Source organism: Mycobacterium sp. 23 (genome assembly GCF_048287075.1).
GTDB lineage: Bacteria > Actinomycetota > Actinomycetes > Mycobacteriales > Mycobacteriaceae > Mycobacterium > Mycobacterium gordonae_B.
The window spans coordinates 6,319,388-6,338,882 of the sequence record NZ_JBLVUX010000005.1; the positions used below are offsets into that span (position 1 = coordinate 6,319,388).

The following is a 19,495-nucleotide window of genomic DNA, read 5'->3' on the forward strand; positions in this document are numbered from 1 at the left end:
CTTGTGCCCAAGGAATTGACGAATCTGCAACTGCTGCAAGAACTTGAACCTGTCGCCGAGCGCCTGCTCAACCGGCACCTGTCGATGTTCAAGGAGTGGCATCCACACGACTACATTCCGTGGTCCGACGGCAAGAACTTCTACGCCCTCGACGGTCAGGACTGGGAGCCGGGGCAGAGTCAACTCTCCGACGTGGCTCAGGTGGCGATGGTCCAGAATCTGCTGACCGAGGACAACCTGCCGTCCTATCACCGCGAGATCTCGATGAACTTCAGCCTCGATGGCGCGTGGGGCCAGTGGGTCAACCGGTGGACCGCCGAGGAGAACCGGCACAGTGTGGCGCTGCGCGACTACCTGGTGGTGACGCGCGCCGTCGACCCTGTCGAGCTGGAGAAACTGCGGATGGAACAGATTACCCGCGGCTTCAGCCCCGGCCAGAACCAGCAGGGCAACCTGTTCGCGGAGAGCCTGTTCGACTCGGTGATGTACGTCTCGTTCCAGGAACTGGCCACCCGCGTCTCGCATCGCAACACCGGCAAGGCCTGCAACGACAGCATTGCCAATCAGTTGCTCGCCCGGGTCTCAGCGGACGAGAACCTGCACATGATCTTCTATCGCGACGTCAGCGAAGCGGGCCTCGAGATCGCACCCAACCAGGCGATGAAGTCGGTGCACCGGATCTTGCGCAACTTCAAGATGCCCGGATACACGGTGCCGGAATTTCGTCGCAAGGCCGTCGTCATCGCCGTCGGCGGCGTCTACGACCCACGTATCCACCTCGAGGAGGTGGTGATGCCGGTGCTGAAGAAGTGGCGGATCTTCGAGCGCGAAGACTTCACCGGCGAGGCGGCGTGGATGCGTGACGACCTTGCGGTCCTGATCAAGGAAATCGAACAGGCGGCGGAGAAGTTCGACGAATCCAAGCAGCGTTATCTGGACCGGGAGGCGCGCAAGGCCGAGCGGATCACCGCCGCCCGGGTGCTCAAAACCGAAGGGACGCTGACCCTCAGCGGGCACTGACATCGGGCTCAGCCGCCCGCTCGAGGTACTCCGCGAGCAGGCGGCTGACCAGGGTCTCGATGTTCGACTCGATCGATGACGCGAGGGTCGCGGTGACGGTCGCCACCGCCTGGGTGCGGAAGCGGACCAGCATGGTGATCAGTTCGGCGACCTCGGCGTCGGCCGGCAGCGCCTCGCCGGGCTTGATCCGGTTCGCGACATGTTCGAATCCGGCGCGGACCAGCAGGTCGCTGATCTCGTCGACCTTGGGCAGGATCTGCTCGTGCAAGTCGATGAGTTTGTCGCTGCTCACCCCGTAACCGCGGACCTCGTTGAACGCCTCGATGAGCTTGGGTCGGGTGACGGTGGCCTGCTCGCCGTCGACGCGGATGATGTGCAGTGTCACCAGCCGATCGAAAGCGGTTGCGTCGTCGACGAGTTCGCGGGCCTGCGCCAGCGGCATGGTCTGGGACTTCTCGGTGGTCCAGGTGCCCACGATTGCGGTTTCCAGGCCCAGGACGTCGCCCAGATTCTTGCCTTCCTCCCAGGCGCTCAGCATCTCGCGGACGTGGGCGATGTTGTAGCCGCGGTCGAGCATCGAGGTGATCAGGCGGAGCCGGGTCAGGTGGGTGTCGTTGAACAGCGCGATCCGCCCGACCCGCAGCGGTGGCGGCAACAAGCCGCGGTCCCGGTAGACCCGGATGTTGCGCGTCGTGGTTCCGGCCAGCCGGGCCAGTTCCTCGATCCGGTACTCATTAGACGTCGGCGCGCCCGGCGGGTGACGCGTCGCCGCGTCAAAAAGCTGAGTGACAGCCGTTTCCACGAAATCGCGTGACTGGCGCCGCACGCGCTGCGGCGCCCGCCGCACGTTGTACAGCACGCTGGCGATCGTCCCGGGTTCGGGCCGGGGAGATGTCATGCGCAGACGCGGGAGACCGCGTCGTAATGCTTCATTCGGAAGTCACCCATCTGGCGAAGATACTGGGTCGCGGTTCCCGGGTACATGGACCCGTTGTACCCGTCTTTGGTCAGATACCAACTGCTGCAGCCGGAGTTCCACGTCGTCCTGGTCAGCCGGCGCTGGATGTGCTCGTTGTGGCGACGCTGGACGTCTTCGCGCACATCGAGATAGCGCAGGTCGTTGTCCAGGATGGTGGTGATACCGCGCACCGCGTAATCGAGCTGCCCTTCGATGTAGACCAGCAGGGAGTTGTGGCCGGGACCCGAATTGGGCCCGGTCATGAAGAACAGGTTCGGGTATCCGTGTGCGTTGATGCTTTTGTACGCCTGCGCGCCGCGGGCCCATTCGTCGTTGAGGGACCGGCCGCCGAGTCCGGTGACCGGAAACGGGGGTCCGGTGAGGTGGACGTCGTAACCGGTGGCGAACACGATGCAGTCCAGATGGTGTTCGATCCCGTCGCTGGTACGGATCCCGACCGGACTCAGCGTCGCGATCGGCCAGTCGATCAGCTTGCAGTTGTCGCGCTGCAGGGCCGGGTAATAGTCGCTGGAGATCAGCATGCGCTTGCATCCGGGTGCGAAGTCAGGCGTCAGCTGGCGTCGCAACCAGGGGTCTTTGACCTGGGCCCGGATGTGGGCCTGTCCCAGGCGGGCCACCACTGAAGTCAACGGGGTGTTCCACACCATCGCCGTCGCGGTGGCTTCGTGACCCCAGAACAACAGCTGCCGGGCAAGTTGTTGGGTGGCAGGGACTTTCGCGAACAATGCCTGCACCGCCGGCGGCGTGGCAACGTCCAGCCGTGGCAACACCCAGCCGGGCGTGCGTTGGAACACTTTGACGAAGCCGGCCTGCTTCACCAGCTCGGGGATGATCTGAATGGCGCTTGCCCCGGTGCCGATGACGGCCACCCGCTTGCCGGTGAAGTCGTAGTCGGAGTCCCACCGGGCGCTGTGGATCTTGTGTCCCTGGTAGCTGTCCAGGCCGCGGATGTTCGGGAAGCTGGCGTCCGACAGGGGGCCGGAGGCCAGCACAACAGTGCGTGCCCGGAAGCGTTTGCGGTTCTTCGTGGTTGCGGTCCACACTCCGGTGTCCTCGTCGAATGTCAGACCCGTCACTTCATGACCGAACCGGATATTGCGGCGGACGTCGAACCTGTTCGCCATCTCCTCGATGTGTCGATAGATCTCCGGTGCCGGCGAGTAGGTGCGCGACCACTTCGGGTTCTTGACGAACGAGTACGAGTACAGCAGCGACGGGACGTCGCAGCTGGCACCGGGATACTGGGTGTCGCGCCAGGTTCCGCCGACCCGGTCGGAACGTTCCAGAACCACAACATCCTTGACGCCCTTTTCGGCCAATCGGATGGCGGCGCCGAGACCGGTGAAACCGGCGCCGATGATGAGCGTGGAGTGGATGGTTGCCATGCTCACGCCGCCGGCTCGTGGGTCAGTTCCCGCGACCAGCTCGGCATCGGCCTCAGCAGCGGCTTGGGATAGTAATCCGAGAGCCACACCATGGAGTTGGCCAGCAGTTGGTAGGGGTGCCGCGGGTTGACCACCCACATGCCGTGCCGCTTGAGCAATTTGTAGGTCGGCACCCGGCGGGTGCGGGCACCGCGTTCACCGAGCTGCTTGAAGCGGTTGACCGCGTTGAACAGCCGCTCCGGCTCCATCCCCATGCCGGCCATCTCGTTGCGAACCCGGTTGAGCAGCGGCACGTACATGACCATCCCGAGGATCAGACCCGGCGACGCGAAGCGGCCGACGAATTCAATCGCCAGCCGGCGCGCGGTAGCGTGACCGATCATCTCCAGCACCTCGAAATCCACCGCGATGTGCCGAGATTCGTCGTTGTTGATCTTCTCGAACACCTGGTGGCAGACCGGGTCCTCGACGGACTCCAGGAGGAACTTCAACAACGCACCGTCCAGCGCCACCTCGAGCATCGGGATCACGGTGCCCAGCACGGACAGCGGCATGTCGTCGGCGAAGGTGTCCAGCCACTCGATGGCCAGCCGGATGTTGACGTTCGGCTCGGGGATCTCGCCGTCCTCGAGCATGCCCCAGCGCTTCATCAGCGCCAGTTCGGCGTTCGCGTGCCGCTGTTCCTCGGCATGGAAGTACCGGTAGATCTCGGCGATGGTCGGGTTGGGCGCCTTCTTGGCCAGCGCCGCGAAGCCCCGGGCGCCGATGTTCTCGATCCAGCACAGATCGGCCATGAACGCCTTGAGCTTCGGACGGAACTCGGGGCGGATCGTTTCGGCCCCCGGCGCCTCCCAGTCGATGTCGGCGAGCGCCCACTGGCGATCCTTGATCTTGGCGAGCATGGCTTCCATTTCGATGGCCACAACGATGTCCTTTCAGGGTGGACGGGTGTTTCAGTGCCCTACTTTCAGTGCCCTACTTTCAGTGCCCTACGCGCGACACCAGCCCGACCGCGCGCGTATATGCGCCCGGTGCAAGGCGTTTGACATTCCAGCCGAGCTTCGCTTCCAGCTGGGGCATGCAGTACAGCTCGCCGCGATCGTTGGCGTCCAGGCAGATCCGCGCGACCTTCTCGGCGGAAAATCCCGTCCATCGCATCAGTCGGTTGGCCAGCGCGCTGGACTCCTCGCTTATTCGTCCGGCCTGCAGGCCTGACTCGACGATGTTGGTCTTGACGAAGGTCGGGCACAGCACGGTGACTTTTATTCCGGTGCCGGACAATTCGGCCGCCAGTGTCTCCGACAGCGAGAGCACCCCGGCCTTACTGACGTTGTAGGCGCCCATGCCGGGTGCGGCCCCGAACGCCGCCGCCGAGGCGACATTGATGATCGCTTTCGGCTGGCCGGACCCGACCGACTCGCGCAGGATGGGCGTGAAGACGTGACAACCGTGAATCGGTCCCCACAGGTTCACTCCGAGGGTGCGCACCCAATCATCCAGTGGGACATCGCCGATGGGCTCGCCACCGGCGCCGACGCCGGCGTTGTTGATCACCAGCGTCGGCGGCCCGCCGAACCATTCCTGCGCCTGATCGGCCAGGGCGTGCACGTCCTCAATCCTGGACACGTCGCAGCGCACCGCCGTGGCTTCGGCACCTTGCGCGATGAGTTCGTCAGCCGTCCGCTTGGCGGCCATCTCGTCAAGGTCGCTGCAGACCACTTTGCCGCCCCGGCGACCGAGTTCGACCGCGAAGGCGGCGCCGATGCCGCTGCCCGCCCCCGTGACGACCGCCAGGGCCCCGTGACTCGGGGTCTTTCGGCCCAGCAGCCTGTCCAATGGTCCGAGCATCAAACCGCCTCCGTCGCAGCTGGTTCCGGGCTCTGCCGGAGTGTGTCGGTGATGAATCGCGTGGCGTGCGCCATGGCCATCGATGCCTCAGGAGACATGCGAGGGAGGGCCTGGAACACGTGCATCTGGTGCGGCCAGATCTGCAGTTCGCAACGTCCACCCGCGGTCTGGATGTCCGCTGCGAGCTGGCGTGCGTCATCCTGCAGCATCTCCGCCCCGCCGGCCTGGATCAGCGTTGGTGGCAGCGGCGGACCGCCGGCGACGTTCAGAGTCAGACGGCTGTGGGTGGGATCCACCCCGGCGTGGTAGAGGGCCACGATCTTTGCGGCCGCGGCCGCTCGCAGCGCCGGATCGGGGCGCTGGAGTTCACGCGCCGCGCACAGCCCGAAGGTGAGGTCGATCAACGGGGAGAACAACACCAGCGAGGCGGGCGGGCGCGCCGCGGCGTCGGGCTGTAGCAGCAGGTCCACCGCCAGGTGCCCGCCCGCCGAATCCCCGGCGACCGCAATGCGTTCCGGAGGCAGGCCGGTAGCGCCCGGCAGCCAGTCCCAGCCCGTGCGCACGTCATCGGCGGCAGCGGGGAAGCGGTGGCGAGGCGCCAATCGGTAATCGACGCAGAACACCGGCAGCCCGGTCAGCGAGGACAGCCAGGAGGTGAGCCTGCGGTGGGTGCGGGGTGAGCACATGGCGTAGCCGCTGCCGTGCACGTAGTAGATGGCGCCGTCGGCCTCGGGTGAAACCTGCGGTCCGTAGACCCATTCGCCGATGATCCGACGCCCGTCTGGCAGAACGGAATTGACCTGTTTCACGCGGGCGCCGGCCAATGATGGCCCGAGTGTGCCCATCAACGAGGCGACCAGCTGGCGCGTCATCCACATTCCCCACGGCCGCTCCGGCGGTATGGCCGCGGTGATCGGGCGGATCAGCACGGTGCTCACCGCTATCGCAGTGCGGGACCGCAGTGACCCGCACGCCGGAACGACGTCCGTCATGCGACTGAGTCAATCGCAAATGGTGACATTCGTCAATGGCAGCTTTGATCTTGCTGCTGGTGGTCGTTGGTGGCCCGGGGCGGTGAGCGCTCGCGTGTTGCCATGAACGCGCCGGTGGGGCCGAGATTTTGGGGTCACTCGCGGGGGGTGGGGGAGTGTGGGTATCCCATACGAGCGGCCCGGCGCGGTGAGCGCTCGCGTGTTGCCACCGACACGCCGGTGGCGCCGGCACTTTGGGGACGCTCGCGAGGGGGAGCTTGCGAGGGGACGCTCGCGGGAGTGAAATCAGCTCTGCCGCAACGGACGCGCACGCACCAGCGTCGGCCACCAGAACCACGGCCCGAGAATCCTGATGATGCACGGAACCACGAAGGAACGCACGATCAGTGTGTCGAGCAACAGTCCGATGCACACCGTAGAACCCATCTGACCGATGGTGCGTAGGTCGCTGCTGAGCATCGCCAGCATGGTGAATGCGAATACCAGTCCCGCGGACGTGACGACACCACCGGTGCTGCCCAGCGCGCGGATGAGACCGGTGTTTATCCCGGCGTGCACTTCGTCCTTGACGCGCGCGATCAGCAGCAGGTTGTAGTCAGAACCGACCGCCACCAGGATGATGAACGTCAGCGGCAAAATCAGCCAATGCAGGTGCAGGCCGACGAGATGCTGCCAGAAGAGCACCGAAAGTCCGAATGCGCCGGCGTAGGAGAATGCCACCGTGGCGGGAATAACCATGGCGGCGAACAAACTTCGCGTGATCACCATCATGATCAAGAAGATCAGCACGAATGCCGCGATTGCCGCGATGAGCAGATCGTTTGCGGCGTAAGCCTTGATGTCCTTGTCGTTGGATCCCGAGCCGCCGATATAGACCCGCGCGCCGGCCAGCGAGGTTTCCTTGAGGATGGTGGTGATCGCGCCGGGGAACTTGTCGACGTGTTCCACGCCTTCGGGGCCCATGGCGTTCCCCTCGTGGGTGACGATGAACCGCGCGGCCTTGCCGTCCGGCGACATCAGCAGCTTCATGCCGGTCTTGACGTCTTCGTTGTCGAAACCTTCCCGGGGTATGTAGAAGAAGTCGTCACTGCGGGCGGCGTCGAAATCCAGTCCCACATTGACCGAGTCGTTGAACGTCTGATCCGTCTGCATAGCCTGTAGGGACGCGGAACCGTAGGACTTGACCAGCAGCGCGGCCAATGCCTCCGTGTCATCGGCGGTGAGTTTGAGCTGAGTGATGATCTGCGGGACGATCCTGTCGATCGCCTCGATGGAGGCTTTGGCGGCGTTGATGTCTTCGGCCAGCTTGTCGATGTTGTCGAGCGCGTCGAACACCGATCTGAATGCCCAGCAGATCGGGATGTCGAAGCAGTGGCGTTCCCAGTAGAAATAACTCTTGATCGGCCGGAAGAAGTCGTCGAGATTAGAGATCTGCGAATTCATCTGGTCGGTGATCTGCTGTAGATCCGCGACGGTGAGCGCGGTCTGATGCAGTTGGTCCGACATCTGCTGGAAAAAGTCAATTTCTTTGCGCAACACCGCGACTGAGTGGGTTTGGATCTGGGCTTGTTCGTCGGTGTTGGCGTTCTGTTGCATGTTGAACGGGAGCTGTTGACCGCTCCCGCTGCCCTGGGTGGTGAACAGATAGGGAATCTTGGCATGTTCCAATGGCCGGCCCATGGGCCTGGTGATGCTCTGCACCATCGCGACTCCCGGCAGGCGGATGAGACTTCGGGCCACCCGGTCCAGCGAGATGAAATCGGCCGAGTTGCGCATGTCGTGGTCCGTCTCGATCATCAGCATCTCGGAGAACAGCTTGCTCTTTGGGAAGTGTCGGTCTGCCGCCGCAAAGCCCAGGTTGGCCGGTGCATCGGCCGGCTGGTACTGGCGGTCGTCGTAATTCTGCCGGTAGGTCGGCACGAAGACCGCCCCGATCATGACGACGGCGGAGCTGGCCGCGAGGATCGGCACCGGCCAACGCACGACGCTCGCCCCGATCCGGCGATACAGGGTGGCCTTCGCCTTCGATTTCGGATCAAAGAGACCGAACAGGCTGCCCACGGTCAGAATCGCCGGGCCGAGCGTCATCGCCATCGCGATGGTGAACAGCATGCTGATGGCGACGGCCGGCCCCATCGTGTGGAAGTAGTTGAGCCGCGCGAATGTCAGGCAGTAGCAAGCGCCCGCGATGGTCAGCCCCGAGCCGATGACGATGGGCGCGACACCCTGGTAGGCGATGTAGTAGGCGTCTTCCCTGCTTTCGCCCGCCTGTCGTGCCTCGTGATAGCGGCCCAGCAGGAAGATGCCGTAGTCGGTTCCCGCTCCCAGAGTCAGCGCGATGACGATGTTCACGGCGAATGAAGAAAGTTCGATATAGCCCAGGTGGCCGAGGGTCGAAATGACTCCTTTCGCGACCAGCATCTCGATCAGTACTCCGGCCAGCGGCACCAGCAGGGTGGAGAAGCGGCGATAGACCAGCAGCAACATCGCCAGAATGAGGAAAATCGTCACGATCGTGACGTTGTTCAGGCTCGCGTTCGCGATACTCAGCGTGTCCGAGGCGAGCGGAGCCGCGCCACTGACGTAAACCTTGAGCCCCGGTGGCGGCGGGTCTTTCTTGATGATGTCCCGGACGGCATTCACTGACGCATTGGCTTGTATCTGGCCGATGTCGCCTGCCAGACGGAGCAACACGTAGGTGCACTTTCCATCGACGCTCTGCGCTCCCGCCGCCGTGAACGGCTTTCCCCACAGATCCATCACGTATTGCACGTGTGCGGTGTCGTGCTTGAGCCGAAGCATCAAATCGTCGTAATAATGATGGTCCTGATCGCCCAGCTGCCGGTCGGCTTCGAACACGACCATGGTCAGGTTGGTCGAGTTGGATTCGCGGAACTTCTCTCCGATGTGCAGCAACGCCCGTTGTGAGGGCGCGTAATGCGGCACCATCGGCCCGGCGAGTTCCTCGGCAACTTTTTCCACTTGGGGCATAAAGGTGTTCGTTGTCACGGCGATGAGCGCCCAGCAGACGATGATCGGGATAGCAAGGGCCCGAACCATTCTCGGGACGAAGGGTCGCTTCAGCCGGTGCTCGCTCATGCGGACTTCACTATGCAGAAGACGTGAGCATCCTGATGGTCATCGGACTGCTCGTTGCGGACAACGCCATCCACCCGGATCCGGCAGCCGAGCTGACCGCCATGGACCTGCGCCGAGATACTGCCGGAAACCACGGTGAGCGTGGTTGTTTCGGTGTGTGACCACGGCAACGTCGTGACATCGACGCGATGCGGGTGCCCGTCGATGTCGGCGTAGACCAGCATCCCCCCGTCGCCGACGGAGCCGAACAACTCATAGGTGAGTTGTTTGGGATTGAAGTCCGGCGGTGCTTGCGGCCCGTTGACGGTGGGGACCGGGGTGGGTTCGGAGAACTGGTGCACCTTCCACATGCCCACCAGTCCGGCGCCGACGACTACGACAGCGACCAGCGGCATCCAGGTGCGCTGCAACACAGACCGGGCGGTCGCCATCAGGCCGACACCGCCGTGCGTAGCCGTCTCTTCAATCTGTTGCTGCTGAGCATTCGAAGGGCAAGATTCGTCGAGGTCAACATCGGGATCACGCCGAGGAAGGTGCGTTCGGAGGGTCGGGCACCGTGCAGGTGTTCCAGGCTGCCGAATACGTAGAAGCACCCGAGCATGAAGATCATGCCGGGGAGGGCCAGTGCCATCGGCGAAGTGCGTTCGGCGACGATCTGCTTCGCGTACGTCAATTCCTCTTGCGACATCGGTTCGCGTTTGCGCAGTTTGCCCAGTACGACCTGGGAGCTGCCAAGCTGTTCGCTCAGCTGAGTCGACTCGCGGTTGCGCAGCTTTCTGACGTACAGCGAAGCGACGATCGCGAGCATCAGCATCAGCACAAGGGAGATGATCGTCAGAAAGCCGAAAAGTCCCGGAATCACCTGTCGGTCCCTTCCCCTCCGCCAGTGAACTTAGAGAACACTACCGTCTGCTATCGACGATTTCTAGCGGGTACCGCAATTCGCCGCTCCGCTGACGAGCGGGCGGGTGTCCCCGGCGTTTGACGAGTGAGATCTACGAGGTCGTCAGCTGTGCGACGATGGCCTTCTTGTCGATCTTGCCGATCGCGGTGGTGGGCAGAGCCGGAAATGCGACGACTTGATCGAGGCGGGCGTGGCTGGCCATCCCGCGGCGGTCCAGGTGGCCGTTCAATTCAGCCAATGTCGCCGACTTCCCGTTGAAAACGACTGCGGCGCAGATTCTTTCGCCAAGGGCAGGATCGGGGAGTGGGACCGCCGCCACCGACCAGACATCCGGATGCGTCAGCAACTGCTCTTCGATGTCCTGCGCGCCGATGGTTTCACCACATCGGCAGATGACGTCCTTGATCCGGCCGGTGACCACCAGGTAGCCGTCCTCGCGGCGACGGACCAGATCTCCGCTGCGATAGAAGCCCTGGGCATCAAAGCTGCGCTCGTTGTCGCGTTCGGCGCGGAAGTAACCGTTGATCGTGTAGGGCCCGCGCACCAGGAGCTCGCCTTCGCCACCCACAGGCACCGCCGAGCCGTCTGCGTCGACGACGCGGACTTCGTCGGCCGGGCTCAGTGGGCGGCCCTGGGTGTGCTCGAGGATTTCGGGCGGGTCGTCCAGCCGGGTGAAGTTCAGCAACCCTTCGGCCATGCCGAACACCTGCTGTAGCCCCGGGCACAGCACCCCGCGCACCTGGCGGGCATCCTCGGGCTCTAGCTTGGACCCGCCGATCTGCAACAGCCGCAACGATTTCGGGGTCACCGGCTCCCAATCGCAGGCCTGGGCCCACAATTTGGCCAGTGCCGGGACCAGGGCGGTGACAGTGACGCCGTGCCGTTCGATCACGGCGAAGGCCGCTTCCGGGCTCGGGTCGTCGCCGAACACCACCGTCGCGCCAACGGTCATCGCGCCGAGGATGCCCGGGCACGCCAACGGGAAGTTGTGCGCCGCCGGCAACGCCGCCAGGTAGGTGTCGGCACCGGTCATCGCGCACAGCCGGGCACTGGCGGTGGCGTTGTAGACGTAGTCGTCGTGCGTGCGGGGAATCAGTTTCGGCAGCCCGGTGGTGCCGCCCGATACCAGCAGCAGCGCGGGCGAGGCGGCGTCGATGACCGGGGGAGTCAGATCGGCTCGACCGGACAGCGTCGACCAGGGCAGGAACGGACCGGGATCCCCGTCGACAACGACGTGGCGCAGGCGCGGCTGCGCCGCCTGCAGCGCCGCGGCCATCTGCCGGTAGTCGAATCCGCCCACGACGTCGGGGATCACCGCGCCGACCGCGCCGCTGATGTGCGCGAAATGAGTCAGTTCCGCCAGCCGGTGACCGGGCAGGCACATCACCGGAATCGCGCCGACCCGCAGCAGCCCGAACAGCGCGACGGCGAACCGGCACGAGTTCGGCAGCTGCAGCAGAACACGGTCACCGGGGCCGATGGGCAGGGCGGCGAACCCGGCGGCCGCCTCGTCGGCCAGTCGGTCTAGCTCGGCGTAGGTGAAGCTGGTGGCGGCGTCGACCACTGCCGGCCGATCGGGCCAGTTCGAGGCGGCTTCGCGAAGCACCGAGCCCAAGCTCCGGCCCGACCAGTAGCCGGCGGCCCGGTACGCGGTGGCCCGATCGGGTGGAAACGCGACGAACCCGGCAAGCGGCGCCGGACCAGAGTCAGAAGACAACTCGACGCTCCCTCGGGCCGGGGGTGTATGCCCCACGAATATAAGGTAGCGTACAGAAAGTTAGGACAGCCTGAGCTAAGCCGGGGAGGTGGGGTCGTGGGCGGCGCATCATTCGCCGGCGCACTGGCAAGCGGGGGATGCCGCCACCGTGCCTCAGAATCTCGTCGGGTGCACGATGGGTGAAACCCTCGCGATCATCGGGGCCGGCGCAAAGGCCGTGGCAGTGGCCGCGAAAGCGGCGGCACTGCGCGAAATGGGCGTAGACACCCCCGACATCGTCGCCATCGAGCGTTCTGGTGTCGCGGCCAACTGGATCGCCGGCGGCGGTTGGACCGACGGGCGGCAGCGGTTGGGCACCAGTCCGGAGAAGGACGTGGGCTTTCCCTACCGCTCGTCGCTGGTGCCCGGTCGCGATACCGAAGTCGACGAGCGGATGATGCGGTGGAGTTGGCAGGCGTACCTGGTCGCCATCGATCAGTTCGTCGGCTGGGTGGATCGGGGCAGGCCCGCTCCCACGCACGACAGCTGGGCGCGGTATCTGCGCTGGGTGGCCGAGATGGCGGATTTGAAAGTCTTTCGCGGCGAACTGATTCAGATGTCGGTGCAGGGGCAGCAGTGGAAGTTGCACACGCGGGATGCGGTGCTGGCAGCGGACACGGTGATGATCACCGGTCCCGGCCAGCCGCAACGGTCCATCCTCTCCGGTGACCCGCGGATGTTGTCCATCGCTCAGTTCTGGGAGCGCACGTCGTGTCACGACCGCATCGTCGCCGAGAACGTGGCGGTGATCGGTGGTGGCGAGACGGCCGCATCGATGCTCAATGAGCTTTTCCATCACCGTGTTTCGACAATCACGGCGATCTCGCCGCAGGCCACCTTGTTCACCCGCGGTGAGGGCTTCTTCGAGAATTCCCTGTTTTCCGATCCCACGCACTGGCGCACCCTGACACTGTCCGAGCGTCGCGAGTGCATTGCCCGCACCGATCGGGGCGTGTTCTCCGCGCGGGTACAGGAACTGCTGCTCGCCGACGAACGAATCAAGCATCTGCGCGGGCGGGTCGCGAAAGTCGTCGACCGTCACGAGCGCATCTGGATCACCCTGCAGACCGACCACTGCGGTGAATTACAGGAAAGCGTGCATGATTTCGACCTCGTCATCGACGGTTCCGGCGCGGACGCGCTGTGGTTCCTGCCGCTGCTCAGCCAGGACGCCGTCGACCTGCTGGAACTGGAGCTCGGCGGCCCGTTGACCGGGCAACGGATCGAGGAGTCGATCGGTCCCGACCTCGCCGTCACCGGAGTCACCCCGCGGCTGTTGCTACCCAACCTGTCCGGACTGAACGAAGGCCCGGGCTTCCCCAATCTGAGCTGCCTGGGCCTGCTGTCCGATCGGGTCCTCGGCGCCGGGGCGGTGGCCGCCGGATCCAATTCGCCAATCGGGAGAAGCGGTGCATACCAACCCGTTTGACGACGACGCCGGCCTGTTCCGGGTAGTGGTCAATGCCGAGGAGCAGCACAGCCTGTGGCCGGTTCTGGTCGAGGTGCCCGCGGGCTGGCAGACGGTCTTCGGTGCGGCCACCCGCGCGGAGTGCCTTGATTACGTGGAGCGCAACTGGTCCGACATGCGCCCACGAAGCCTGCGCGAGGCGATGAGCTAAGCGTCCAGCTTCGCCAGAACTTCCGCGATCGACGCCCCGCCGAGCAGGTCGGCCACCTCCAGGTCGTGATTCAGCTCCATCTTCACGCGGCGCCTGAACTCCAGAGCCTGCAACGAATCCAGGCCGATCGCCACCATCGGTACCGCGGTGTCGATGGTGTCGGCGCTGTCGGCCCCGATCGCCTGCGCCAGCAGGCTCACCAACCGCTGGGTGAGTCCCGAGGGGTTTTCGCGCGGCCGGGCCGGTGGTTCGACCGGGCGGGGCGCAGCGGAGTTCAGTTGCGACAGCAACGAACCGCGACCGCAGGCCCCGAGGACCGAGCGTGCGCGATCCAGTTCGAACGCGGCCACAATCGTGTTCTCGCGCAACCCGGTCACGTCCACCGCGAGTGCGTCGGCGGGACGCATGGGGACGACGCCGAGACCGGCCAGCATCGCCGATCCGGACTCCTCTAGATGGACCCGCCAGTGACCCCACTGCACCGAAACGCAATCCAGGCCCTCGGCTCGGAGTAGATGCGCCATCGCGTCAAGCATCCGATTGCCGGCGGCGTACAGGGCCAGGCCGCGCCCGCCGACCGAGGCCGAGATCGAGGAGCACAGCACCACCCGGCAGTCTTCGCTTCGGGGGAAGGCGTCCAGTACCCGGGCGATCCCCACCACCTTGGCCTGCAGGGCGTGGTCGACATCACCGACCGTGATGTCCGTCAATTCGATACCTGAATACTCCACCGCCGCATGGATTATCAGATCGGCGGCCGTGGCTTGTGCGGACAGCGCCGACACTGCCGCGGCGTCGTTGAGATCGCACGCGGTGACCCGGATCCGGGCCGGGGTGGCCGAGCGGATGCTCCGCAATCGCTCGGTCACGACGGCCGTTTCACCCGACCGGTTCAGCAATGTGATTTCGCGGGCACCACCGCGGGCGAGGTGCTCACAGAATTCGAGGCCCAGGTTGCCGGTGCCACCGACGATCAGGATGTGCCCGGCAGGACGCTCACCGGCGCCGGTCACAGGTGCGTCGTCGTCGACCAGCCGCTTGGCATACAGGGCGCCGTCACGAAGCGCGAGTTCGGATTCCTCCGCGGTATGCAGCGCCGCGACGATCGCCACCGCTGCGGCCGGGCCGGTAGGCGCTGGGTCCGGAATGTCGAGGTGGCGGAATCTGGCACCGGGGTATGAGGCACCCACACAACGGAATCCGGCGCTCGCCCCCGCGTGCACCAGATCGGGCGGCGGATCGTCGGTCACCACCGTCTCGCCGCCCGCGGTCACCAGCCAGTAGTCGGTGACACCGGCGACGGCCCCGGGCCACCAGCGCCGTTCGGCGAAAAAGGTCGCCAGGCTGTTCACCGCCTCGGAGGCGTCATGGCGCACCGGCTGTGGAAGGAGGATGACACACGTATCGAGATCACCTGGGGCGGTGTGGAATTCGTCGGCACTGAGCGTCCGGGCCGTGGCGCCGACGTCACCGGCCGCGACGGTCAGCGCTGCGGCGAGATCGGCGGCGGCGCCGGTGTGATCGATGATGCCGATGGAGCGCGGCGGTACCAGGGAACGCCGTGAGAGCCGGACCCATTTCTCGGTGAGCAGCCTTGGCGCCGCCCGATCGGGGCCGGACTCCGGGTTGGCGGTGATCGCCGCGTCGGACGTCTTGCGTGCGGCCGGCGACAGGCCCTGTTCGTAGGGCATCCACAGCGGGATCTCGTTCATCGGGGTGTTCGGGAAATCGGGCAACGGCAGGGGCGGAGGTCCCTGGGTTTGCGTCACCAGGCTCTCCCACGGGTAGTTCAGATCATCTAGTGCACAACGCATCACATTGCGGGTGAAGTCGGTGAGGTCGTCGTCTGTCCGGGTGGACGTGCCGACCACCAGGCCGGCATGTTCGGCGTCGGCGGCGGTCAGGTTCTCCTGGATCGCCAGTTGCAATGTCGGGTGCTCGGCCAGCTCGATGTAGGTGTCGATGTCCAACGACTGCGCGGCGCCCAACGCCTTGTCGAATCGCACGGTGTTGCGCAGGTTCCAGAACCAGTACCGGTCCGCGGGCTGCTCCGGTGTGATGGGAGCGCCGAGAGTGGCGCCGACGCAGGTGATCTCGCTGTCGGAGAACGCCAGGCTGGACAGCTCGCGACGCATGCCGGCGCACAACTCGTCATGCAGGCCGTTGATCAACCCCGTGTGCGCCGGGTATCGCACACTGATCGTCCGGGCGAAGATGTCGCGCGCGGTACACGTGTCCACGATGCCCTGTATCGAATTCCGGTCACCCGAGATTGCATGCATGCCAGGAGAATTCACCACCGAGAGCTCAGCCCAGCCCGAACAGCGGGCCAGCAGGTCCTCACATGTCTCCCGGTCGGTGGCCAGCACGGCCATCGCGTAATCGCCGGCGCCGAACCCGTCGGCGGCGCGCGCCCGTAGCGCGATGACGCGGACGGCATCTGCCAGCGTGATCCGGCCCGAGACGTATGCGGCGGCAACCTCTCCTTGGCTGTGACCGATAGTGGCGGCGGGCGCTATGCCGAACGAGTGCCACGTCGCGGCCAGACCCGCCATCTGGGTGAACAAGGCGGGCTGGACGGTGCTTGCGTCGTCTTCGGCTGAACACTGGTCGTCCAGTAGGTAATTCAGCGGGGACTGCCCGGTCTGCTCGGCGAAGGCCTCGGCACAGCGCTCGACCTCCGTCCGGAACGCCGGGCAGGAGTCGTACCAGCGCCTGCCCATGCCGGGTCGCTGGCTGCCCTGGCCTGGAAAGACATAGGCGTGACGCCGTGCCGCCGCGGCGGCGTCCGCGCGCAGCACCAAGCGATGCTCGCGGCCGTCGACGACGCTTCGCAGCGCCTCGATCAGCTCCTCGCGGTTGCCCACCAGCGCCAGGGCGCGGTGTTTGCGAGCGACCCGGGTACGGAAAAGCATGGCGGCGATCTGGTGCGGCGTCGCTTCGGGGTGGTCGGCCAGGTAGGCGAGCAGGGAGGCGGCATCGACCGGTATGAGATCGGGGGTGTCCGACGTCAGCAGCACGGGGACAACGCCGTTGGGGAGCCGGTAACTGGTCACGTGTCGCCCTCCGCGGGCATCGCGACGATCGCGTGGGCGTTGGCGCCGCCGGCGCCGAACGACGACGCGGCGCCGTATCGAACGCCGTCCTTGGGTTGCCATTCCGTCAGCTTCGTGGCGAGCCGGATGCCGGTCAGATCCCAGTCCAGCTTCTTGGTGGGGTTGTCCGAGAACAGAGTTGGTGGAATGTAGCCGTGCTGGCCGGCGAGGAGCACTTTGATCAGCCCGAGAATTCCCGCTGCCGCCTGCGCGTGCCCGGCGTTGGACTTGATCGAGCCGAGCAGGGCCTCGGATCCCGCGGCGCCGTAGGTCTTGAAGAGGGCCAGCAATTCCACCGGGTCACCGGCCGGAGTCGCGGTGCCGTGCCCCTCTATCATTCCCACGTCGGCAGGATCGATGCCGGCGGCGTCCAGCGTCTTGCGCACCACCTGTTCCTGAGCATGCACCCGGGGGACGAGGATAGGTTTCCCCTTGCCGTTGTGGTTGGTGCGGGCGGCCAGGATCCGTCCGTAGACCCGGTGTCCGAGTTGCCGGGCGCGCGACTCGCGTTCCAGCAGCAGCATTCCCGCGCCCTCGCCCCAGACGGTGCCGGTCGCGTCCTCGGAATAGGCGCGGCAGTGTCCGTCGTCGGACAGGGCGTGCAGTTTGGCGAACTCGAAAAAGGCGGCCGGCGAACCTAACACGCAGACAGCGCCGGCCAGCGCCCACTCGCACTCGTCCATCGTGATCGCATTGACGGCCAATTGCAGCGCGGTCAGCGACGATCCGCATGCCGAGTCGATGCACATCGACGGTCCGGTCAGGCCCAGTCCGTGCGAGATCCGTCCGGCCCCACCGAGCTGTCCCATACCGACCGTGCGGTGGCCGCTGTAGTCATCGGCGACGGCGGTGCGGGTGCCGTACTCGGTCATCGACATTCCGACATAGCATCCACCGAATTCGCCCTCGACCGAACCGGGATTGACGCCGGCGTTCTCCAGTGCCCGCCATGCGACGCGCATCGCCACCCGCTGCTGGGGGTGCATCACCAGTGCCTCGCGGTGCGTGATGCCGAAGAATGGGGGATCGAAATTCGCCGCGCCGGAGAGGAATCCACCCGAATCGGGGACCCGTCCCCAGCCGTCCGCCTCGGACAGCGACAGCAGATCGTCGATAGGCCAGCCGCGATCCCGCGGAAACGGGGACAGCAGTTCCCGGTGGTCGCACAGGGCCTGCCACAACCCGGCCGGGGTGTCGATGCCGCCCGGGGTCTCGACAGCCAGTCCGGCAACGACGACCGGATCGGTCACCGCGTCTGCTCCGGCTGCGTGCTCCCGGCCAGCAGTTCGGCCACGGCTTCCACGTGATCGTTGATGAAGAAGTGCCCGCCGTCGAACATCGTCACCTCGGCACTGTCGGTGTGCTTGCCCCAGCCGTACAGATCGCCGAGCGTGACGATCGGGTCCTGGTCGCCTCCGAGCGCGTGGATGCGGGCCGCGATCTTGACGTCGTCCGGGCAGGAGTACGCGTCGCAGGCGCGATAGTCGGCCTTGATGACCGGCAGCGCCAGCCGGATCAGGTCCTGGTTGCCGAACACGGCGGAGTTGGTGCCTTCCAGCGCGGTCAGGTGCTGCAGGATCGACTCGTCATCGGTCGGATGTGGTGGCTTGGTGACGGCGTTGCCGGGTGCGACCGCTGCCGAGACGTTGAGTTCGCGCACGTCGATGCCCCTGGATTCGGCGATCCGCACGAATTCGAACGCAACCCAGCCGCCCATGCTGTGGCCGAACGCGGCCACGGGACCGGCACCGCAATGCTCGGAGGCCGCGAATTCCTCGAACGCGCCGGCCGCGATCTCCTGCAGCGTGGTCAGCGGCGGTTCGCCGGCGCGGTCCTGGCGACCCGGGTACTGGACGAGCAGCACCCGGAAATGCCTGCTCAGCGCCTTCGAGAAGGAGCGGTATGCCGAGGCGCCCGCGCCGGCGTGCGGGAAAACCAGCAGTGTCGGGCTCTCGGGTGAATCAGGTTGGTGAAACTGCCTGATCCAGCCAAGCGTGCGCGGCATGCCGCCCTACCTCTCCTCTGCCAACTAAGCGAAGGCTAACATAAGCTGCCCGGACCGGATCGGGCCGATCCGCTCAGCCTGAGTCCCGTGCCCGCACCAGCAGGGCCGCCCGCTTGTGGGGCAGGTCGATGTCGGTGACGTGCCGAAAGCCCGCCAGTGCGGCGACCCGGATGAGGCGCACGTTGGTGGCGTCCGGTTCACCGATCACCCGGGTGGCGAGCGGATCGGCATCCAATTGCCAGCCCGACACCACGCGTAACAGATCCGCGGCCAGTCGGCGTCCGCGGCAGTCGGCGGGACCCAGCAGTAGATGAACGCCGGCATCGTGCTCGCGGGCGTCGTAGTACTGCGCCAGCGGATCGAGATCGGCGCGGTAGAGCTCCCAGTAGCTCATCGGGACGCCGTCCAGTTCGCCCACGTACGGGGTCGAATGCGCACTGAGTTGCTGTTCGCGCAGGTAGGACGCGATCTGTTCGCGTGGCCAGGCTTTGTTCCAATAGCGCGCGACTTCGGGGTCGTTCATCCATGAGTACAGCGCATCGAGGTCGCGGTCCAGCTCCAGCCCCCGCAACGAGAAAGTGCCTGGTAGTCCGTCGTGCTCGGGTGTGGCGCGCCGGTGCAGCAGGTCCAGTGGGTCAATCCCCGTTACTTCCGGCACGGAATTGTCCTCTCGCGCGAACACGGCGGCAGGTTCGGCGGTGCTGCCCGCATCCAGCCCCCAACTTAGCGAAGGCTAACATAATCTCCTGGCCGACAGCCGGGGTCCGGCGAGGAAGGTCGGCCGGGGCTGAGC

Annotated in this window: 16 protein-coding genes; 3 read left to right on the forward strand and 13 right to left on the reverse strand. The window is 65.6% G+C overall.

Features of this window, described 5'->3' with window-relative positions:
* The first annotated feature begins 3 nt into the window (after positions 1 to 3).
* Entirely contained in the window at positions 4 to 1,020 is a 1,017-nt protein-coding gene (locus ACNQS7_RS30075; RefSeq protein ID WP_418015417.1) for an acyl-ACP desaturase, read from the forward strand.
* On the opposite strand, the gene ACNQS7_RS30080 is transcribed toward ACNQS7_RS30075, so the two are convergent.
* The 9 genes from ACNQS7_RS30080 to ACNQS7_RS30120 form a co-directional block, all read right to left on the reverse strand.
* Positions 1,007 to 1,918, reverse strand: coding sequence for a MerR family transcriptional regulator (locus ACNQS7_RS30080; protein ID WP_418015418.1), 912 nt, complete (start codon positions 1,916 to 1,918; stop codon positions 1,007 to 1,009). The two genes, ACNQS7_RS30075 and ACNQS7_RS30080, sit on opposite strands and share 14 nt — an antisense overlap.
* Positions 1,915 to 3,384, reverse strand: a complete 1,470-nt coding sequence (locus ACNQS7_RS30085; RefSeq protein WP_418016206.1) for a flavin-containing monooxygenase — start codon at positions 3,382 to 3,384, stop codon at positions 1,915 to 1,917. The genes ACNQS7_RS30080 and ACNQS7_RS30085 overlap by 4 nt, the downstream gene beginning before the upstream one ends.
* 2 nt (positions 3,385 to 3,386) lie before the next feature.
* Positions 3,387 to 4,307 (reverse strand): ferritin-like domain-containing protein, encoded by a 921-nt coding sequence (locus ACNQS7_RS30090; RefSeq protein WP_418015419.1) that lies wholly within the window; start codon positions 4,305 to 4,307, stop codon positions 3,387 to 3,389.
* Positions 4,308 to 4,365: 58 nt separating this feature from the next.
* Positions 4,366 to 5,232 (reverse strand): SDR family NAD(P)-dependent oxidoreductase, encoded by an 867-nt coding sequence (locus ACNQS7_RS30095; protein ID WP_418015420.1) that lies wholly within the window; start codon positions 5,230 to 5,232, stop codon positions 4,366 to 4,368.
* Complete coding sequence (locus ACNQS7_RS30100) at positions 5,232 to 6,224, reverse strand: alpha/beta hydrolase (protein WP_418015421.1); 993 nt, start codon at positions 6,222 to 6,224, stop codon at positions 5,232 to 5,234. Before ACNQS7_RS30100 ends, ACNQS7_RS30095 begins: the two co-directional genes overlap by 1 nt.
* A 285-nt stretch (positions 6,225 to 6,509) precedes the next feature.
* The gene (locus ACNQS7_RS30105; RefSeq protein WP_418015422.1) at positions 6,510 to 9,323 is read right to left on the reverse strand and encodes an RND family transporter; all 2,814 of its coding nucleotides are present in this window, start codon (positions 9,321 to 9,323) and stop codon (positions 6,510 to 6,512) included.
* Complete coding sequence (locus ACNQS7_RS30110) at positions 9,320 to 9,718, reverse strand: MmpS family transport accessory protein (RefSeq protein ID WP_418016207.1); 399 nt, start codon at positions 9,716 to 9,718, stop codon at positions 9,320 to 9,322. Before ACNQS7_RS30110 ends, ACNQS7_RS30105 begins: the two co-directional genes overlap by 4 nt.
* Positions 9,719 to 9,753: 35 nt before the next feature.
* Positions 9,754 to 10,185, reverse strand: a complete 432-nt coding sequence (locus ACNQS7_RS30115; protein ID WP_418015423.1) for a hypothetical protein — start codon at positions 10,183 to 10,185, stop codon at positions 9,754 to 9,756.
* Positions 10,186 to 10,318: 133 nt separating this feature from the next.
* Positions 10,319 to 11,944, reverse strand: coding sequence for a (2,3-dihydroxybenzoyl)adenylate synthase (locus tag ACNQS7_RS30120; RefSeq protein WP_418015424.1), 1,626 nt, complete (start codon positions 11,942 to 11,944; stop codon positions 10,319 to 10,321).
* A gap of 175 nt (positions 11,945 to 12,119) precedes the next feature.
* Here ACNQS7_RS30120 and mbtG point away from each other — a divergent pair, with 175 nt between their 5' ends.
* Positions 12,120 to 13,412: an NADPH-dependent L-lysine N(6)-monooxygenase MbtG gene (mbtG, locus tag ACNQS7_RS30125; protein WP_418015425.1), complete on the forward strand. Its 1,293-nt coding sequence runs from the start codon at positions 12,120 to 12,122 to the stop codon at positions 13,410 to 13,412.
* A complete protein-coding gene (locus ACNQS7_RS30130; protein ID WP_418015426.1) occupies positions 13,393 to 13,602 on the forward strand; it encodes an MbtH family protein in 210 nt (69 codons plus the stop codon). The genes mbtG and ACNQS7_RS30130 overlap by 20 nt, the downstream gene beginning before the upstream one ends.
* On the opposite strand, the gene nbtC is transcribed toward ACNQS7_RS30130, so the two are convergent.
* The 4 genes from nbtC to ACNQS7_RS30150 form a co-directional block, all read right to left on the reverse strand.
* Positions 13,599 to 16,658: a nocobactin polyketide synthase NbtC gene (gene nbtC / locus ACNQS7_RS30135; RefSeq protein ID WP_418015427.1), complete on the reverse strand. Its 3,060-nt coding sequence runs from the start codon at positions 16,656 to 16,658 to the stop codon at positions 13,599 to 13,601. The two genes, ACNQS7_RS30130 and nbtC, sit on opposite strands and share 4 nt — an antisense overlap.
* Entirely contained in the window at positions 16,655 to 17,947 is a 1,293-nt protein-coding gene (locus ACNQS7_RS30140; protein ID WP_418015428.1) for a polyketide synthase, read from the reverse strand. The genes nbtC and ACNQS7_RS30140 overlap by 4 nt, the downstream gene beginning before the upstream one ends.
* Positions 17,944 to 18,702: a thioesterase II family protein gene (locus tag ACNQS7_RS30145; protein ID WP_418015429.1), complete on the reverse strand. Its 759-nt coding sequence runs from the start codon at positions 18,700 to 18,702 to the stop codon at positions 17,944 to 17,946. The genes ACNQS7_RS30140 and ACNQS7_RS30145 overlap by 4 nt, the downstream gene beginning before the upstream one ends.
* A 73-nt stretch (positions 18,703 to 18,775) precedes the next feature.
* Complete coding sequence (locus ACNQS7_RS30150) at positions 18,776 to 19,360, reverse strand: GNAT family N-acetyltransferase (RefSeq protein ID WP_418015430.1); 585 nt, start codon at positions 19,358 to 19,360, stop codon at positions 18,776 to 18,778.
* Between the last annotated feature and the right edge of the window lie 135 nt (positions 19,361 to 19,495).

Bases quoted from the DNA above. Each gene is read 5' to 3' on its own strand.
- ACNQS7_RS30080 (WP_418015418.1), bottom strand. From the start codon at position 1,918: ATGACATCTCCCCGGCCCGAACCCGGGACGATCGCCAGCGTGCTGTAC.
- ACNQS7_RS30085 (WP_418016206.1), bottom strand. From the start codon at position 3,384: ATGGCAACCATCCACTCCACGCTCATCATCGGCGCCGGTTTCACCGGT.
- ACNQS7_RS30095 (WP_418015420.1), bottom strand. From the start codon at position 5,232: ATGCTCGGACCATTGGACAGGCTGCTGGGCCGAAAGACCCCGAGTCAC.
- ACNQS7_RS30100 (WP_418015421.1), bottom strand. From the start codon at position 6,224: ATGACGGACGTCGTTCCGGCGTGCGGGTCACTGCGGTCCCGCACTGCG.
- ACNQS7_RS30105 (WP_418015422.1), bottom strand. From the start codon at position 9,323: ATGAGCGAGCACCGGCTGAAGCGACCCTTCGTCCCGAGAATGGTTCGG.
- ACNQS7_RS30110 (WP_418016207.1), bottom strand. From the start codon at position 9,718: ATGCCGCTGGTCGCTGTCGTAGTCGTCGGCGCCGGACTGGTGGGCATG.
- mbtG (WP_418015425.1), top strand. From the start codon at position 12,120: ATGGGTGAAACCCTCGCGATCATCGGGGCCGGCGCAAAGGCCGTGGCA.
- ACNQS7_RS30145 (WP_418015429.1), bottom strand. From the start codon at position 18,702: ATGCCGCGCACGCTTGGCTGGATCAGGCAGTTTCACCAACCTGATTCA.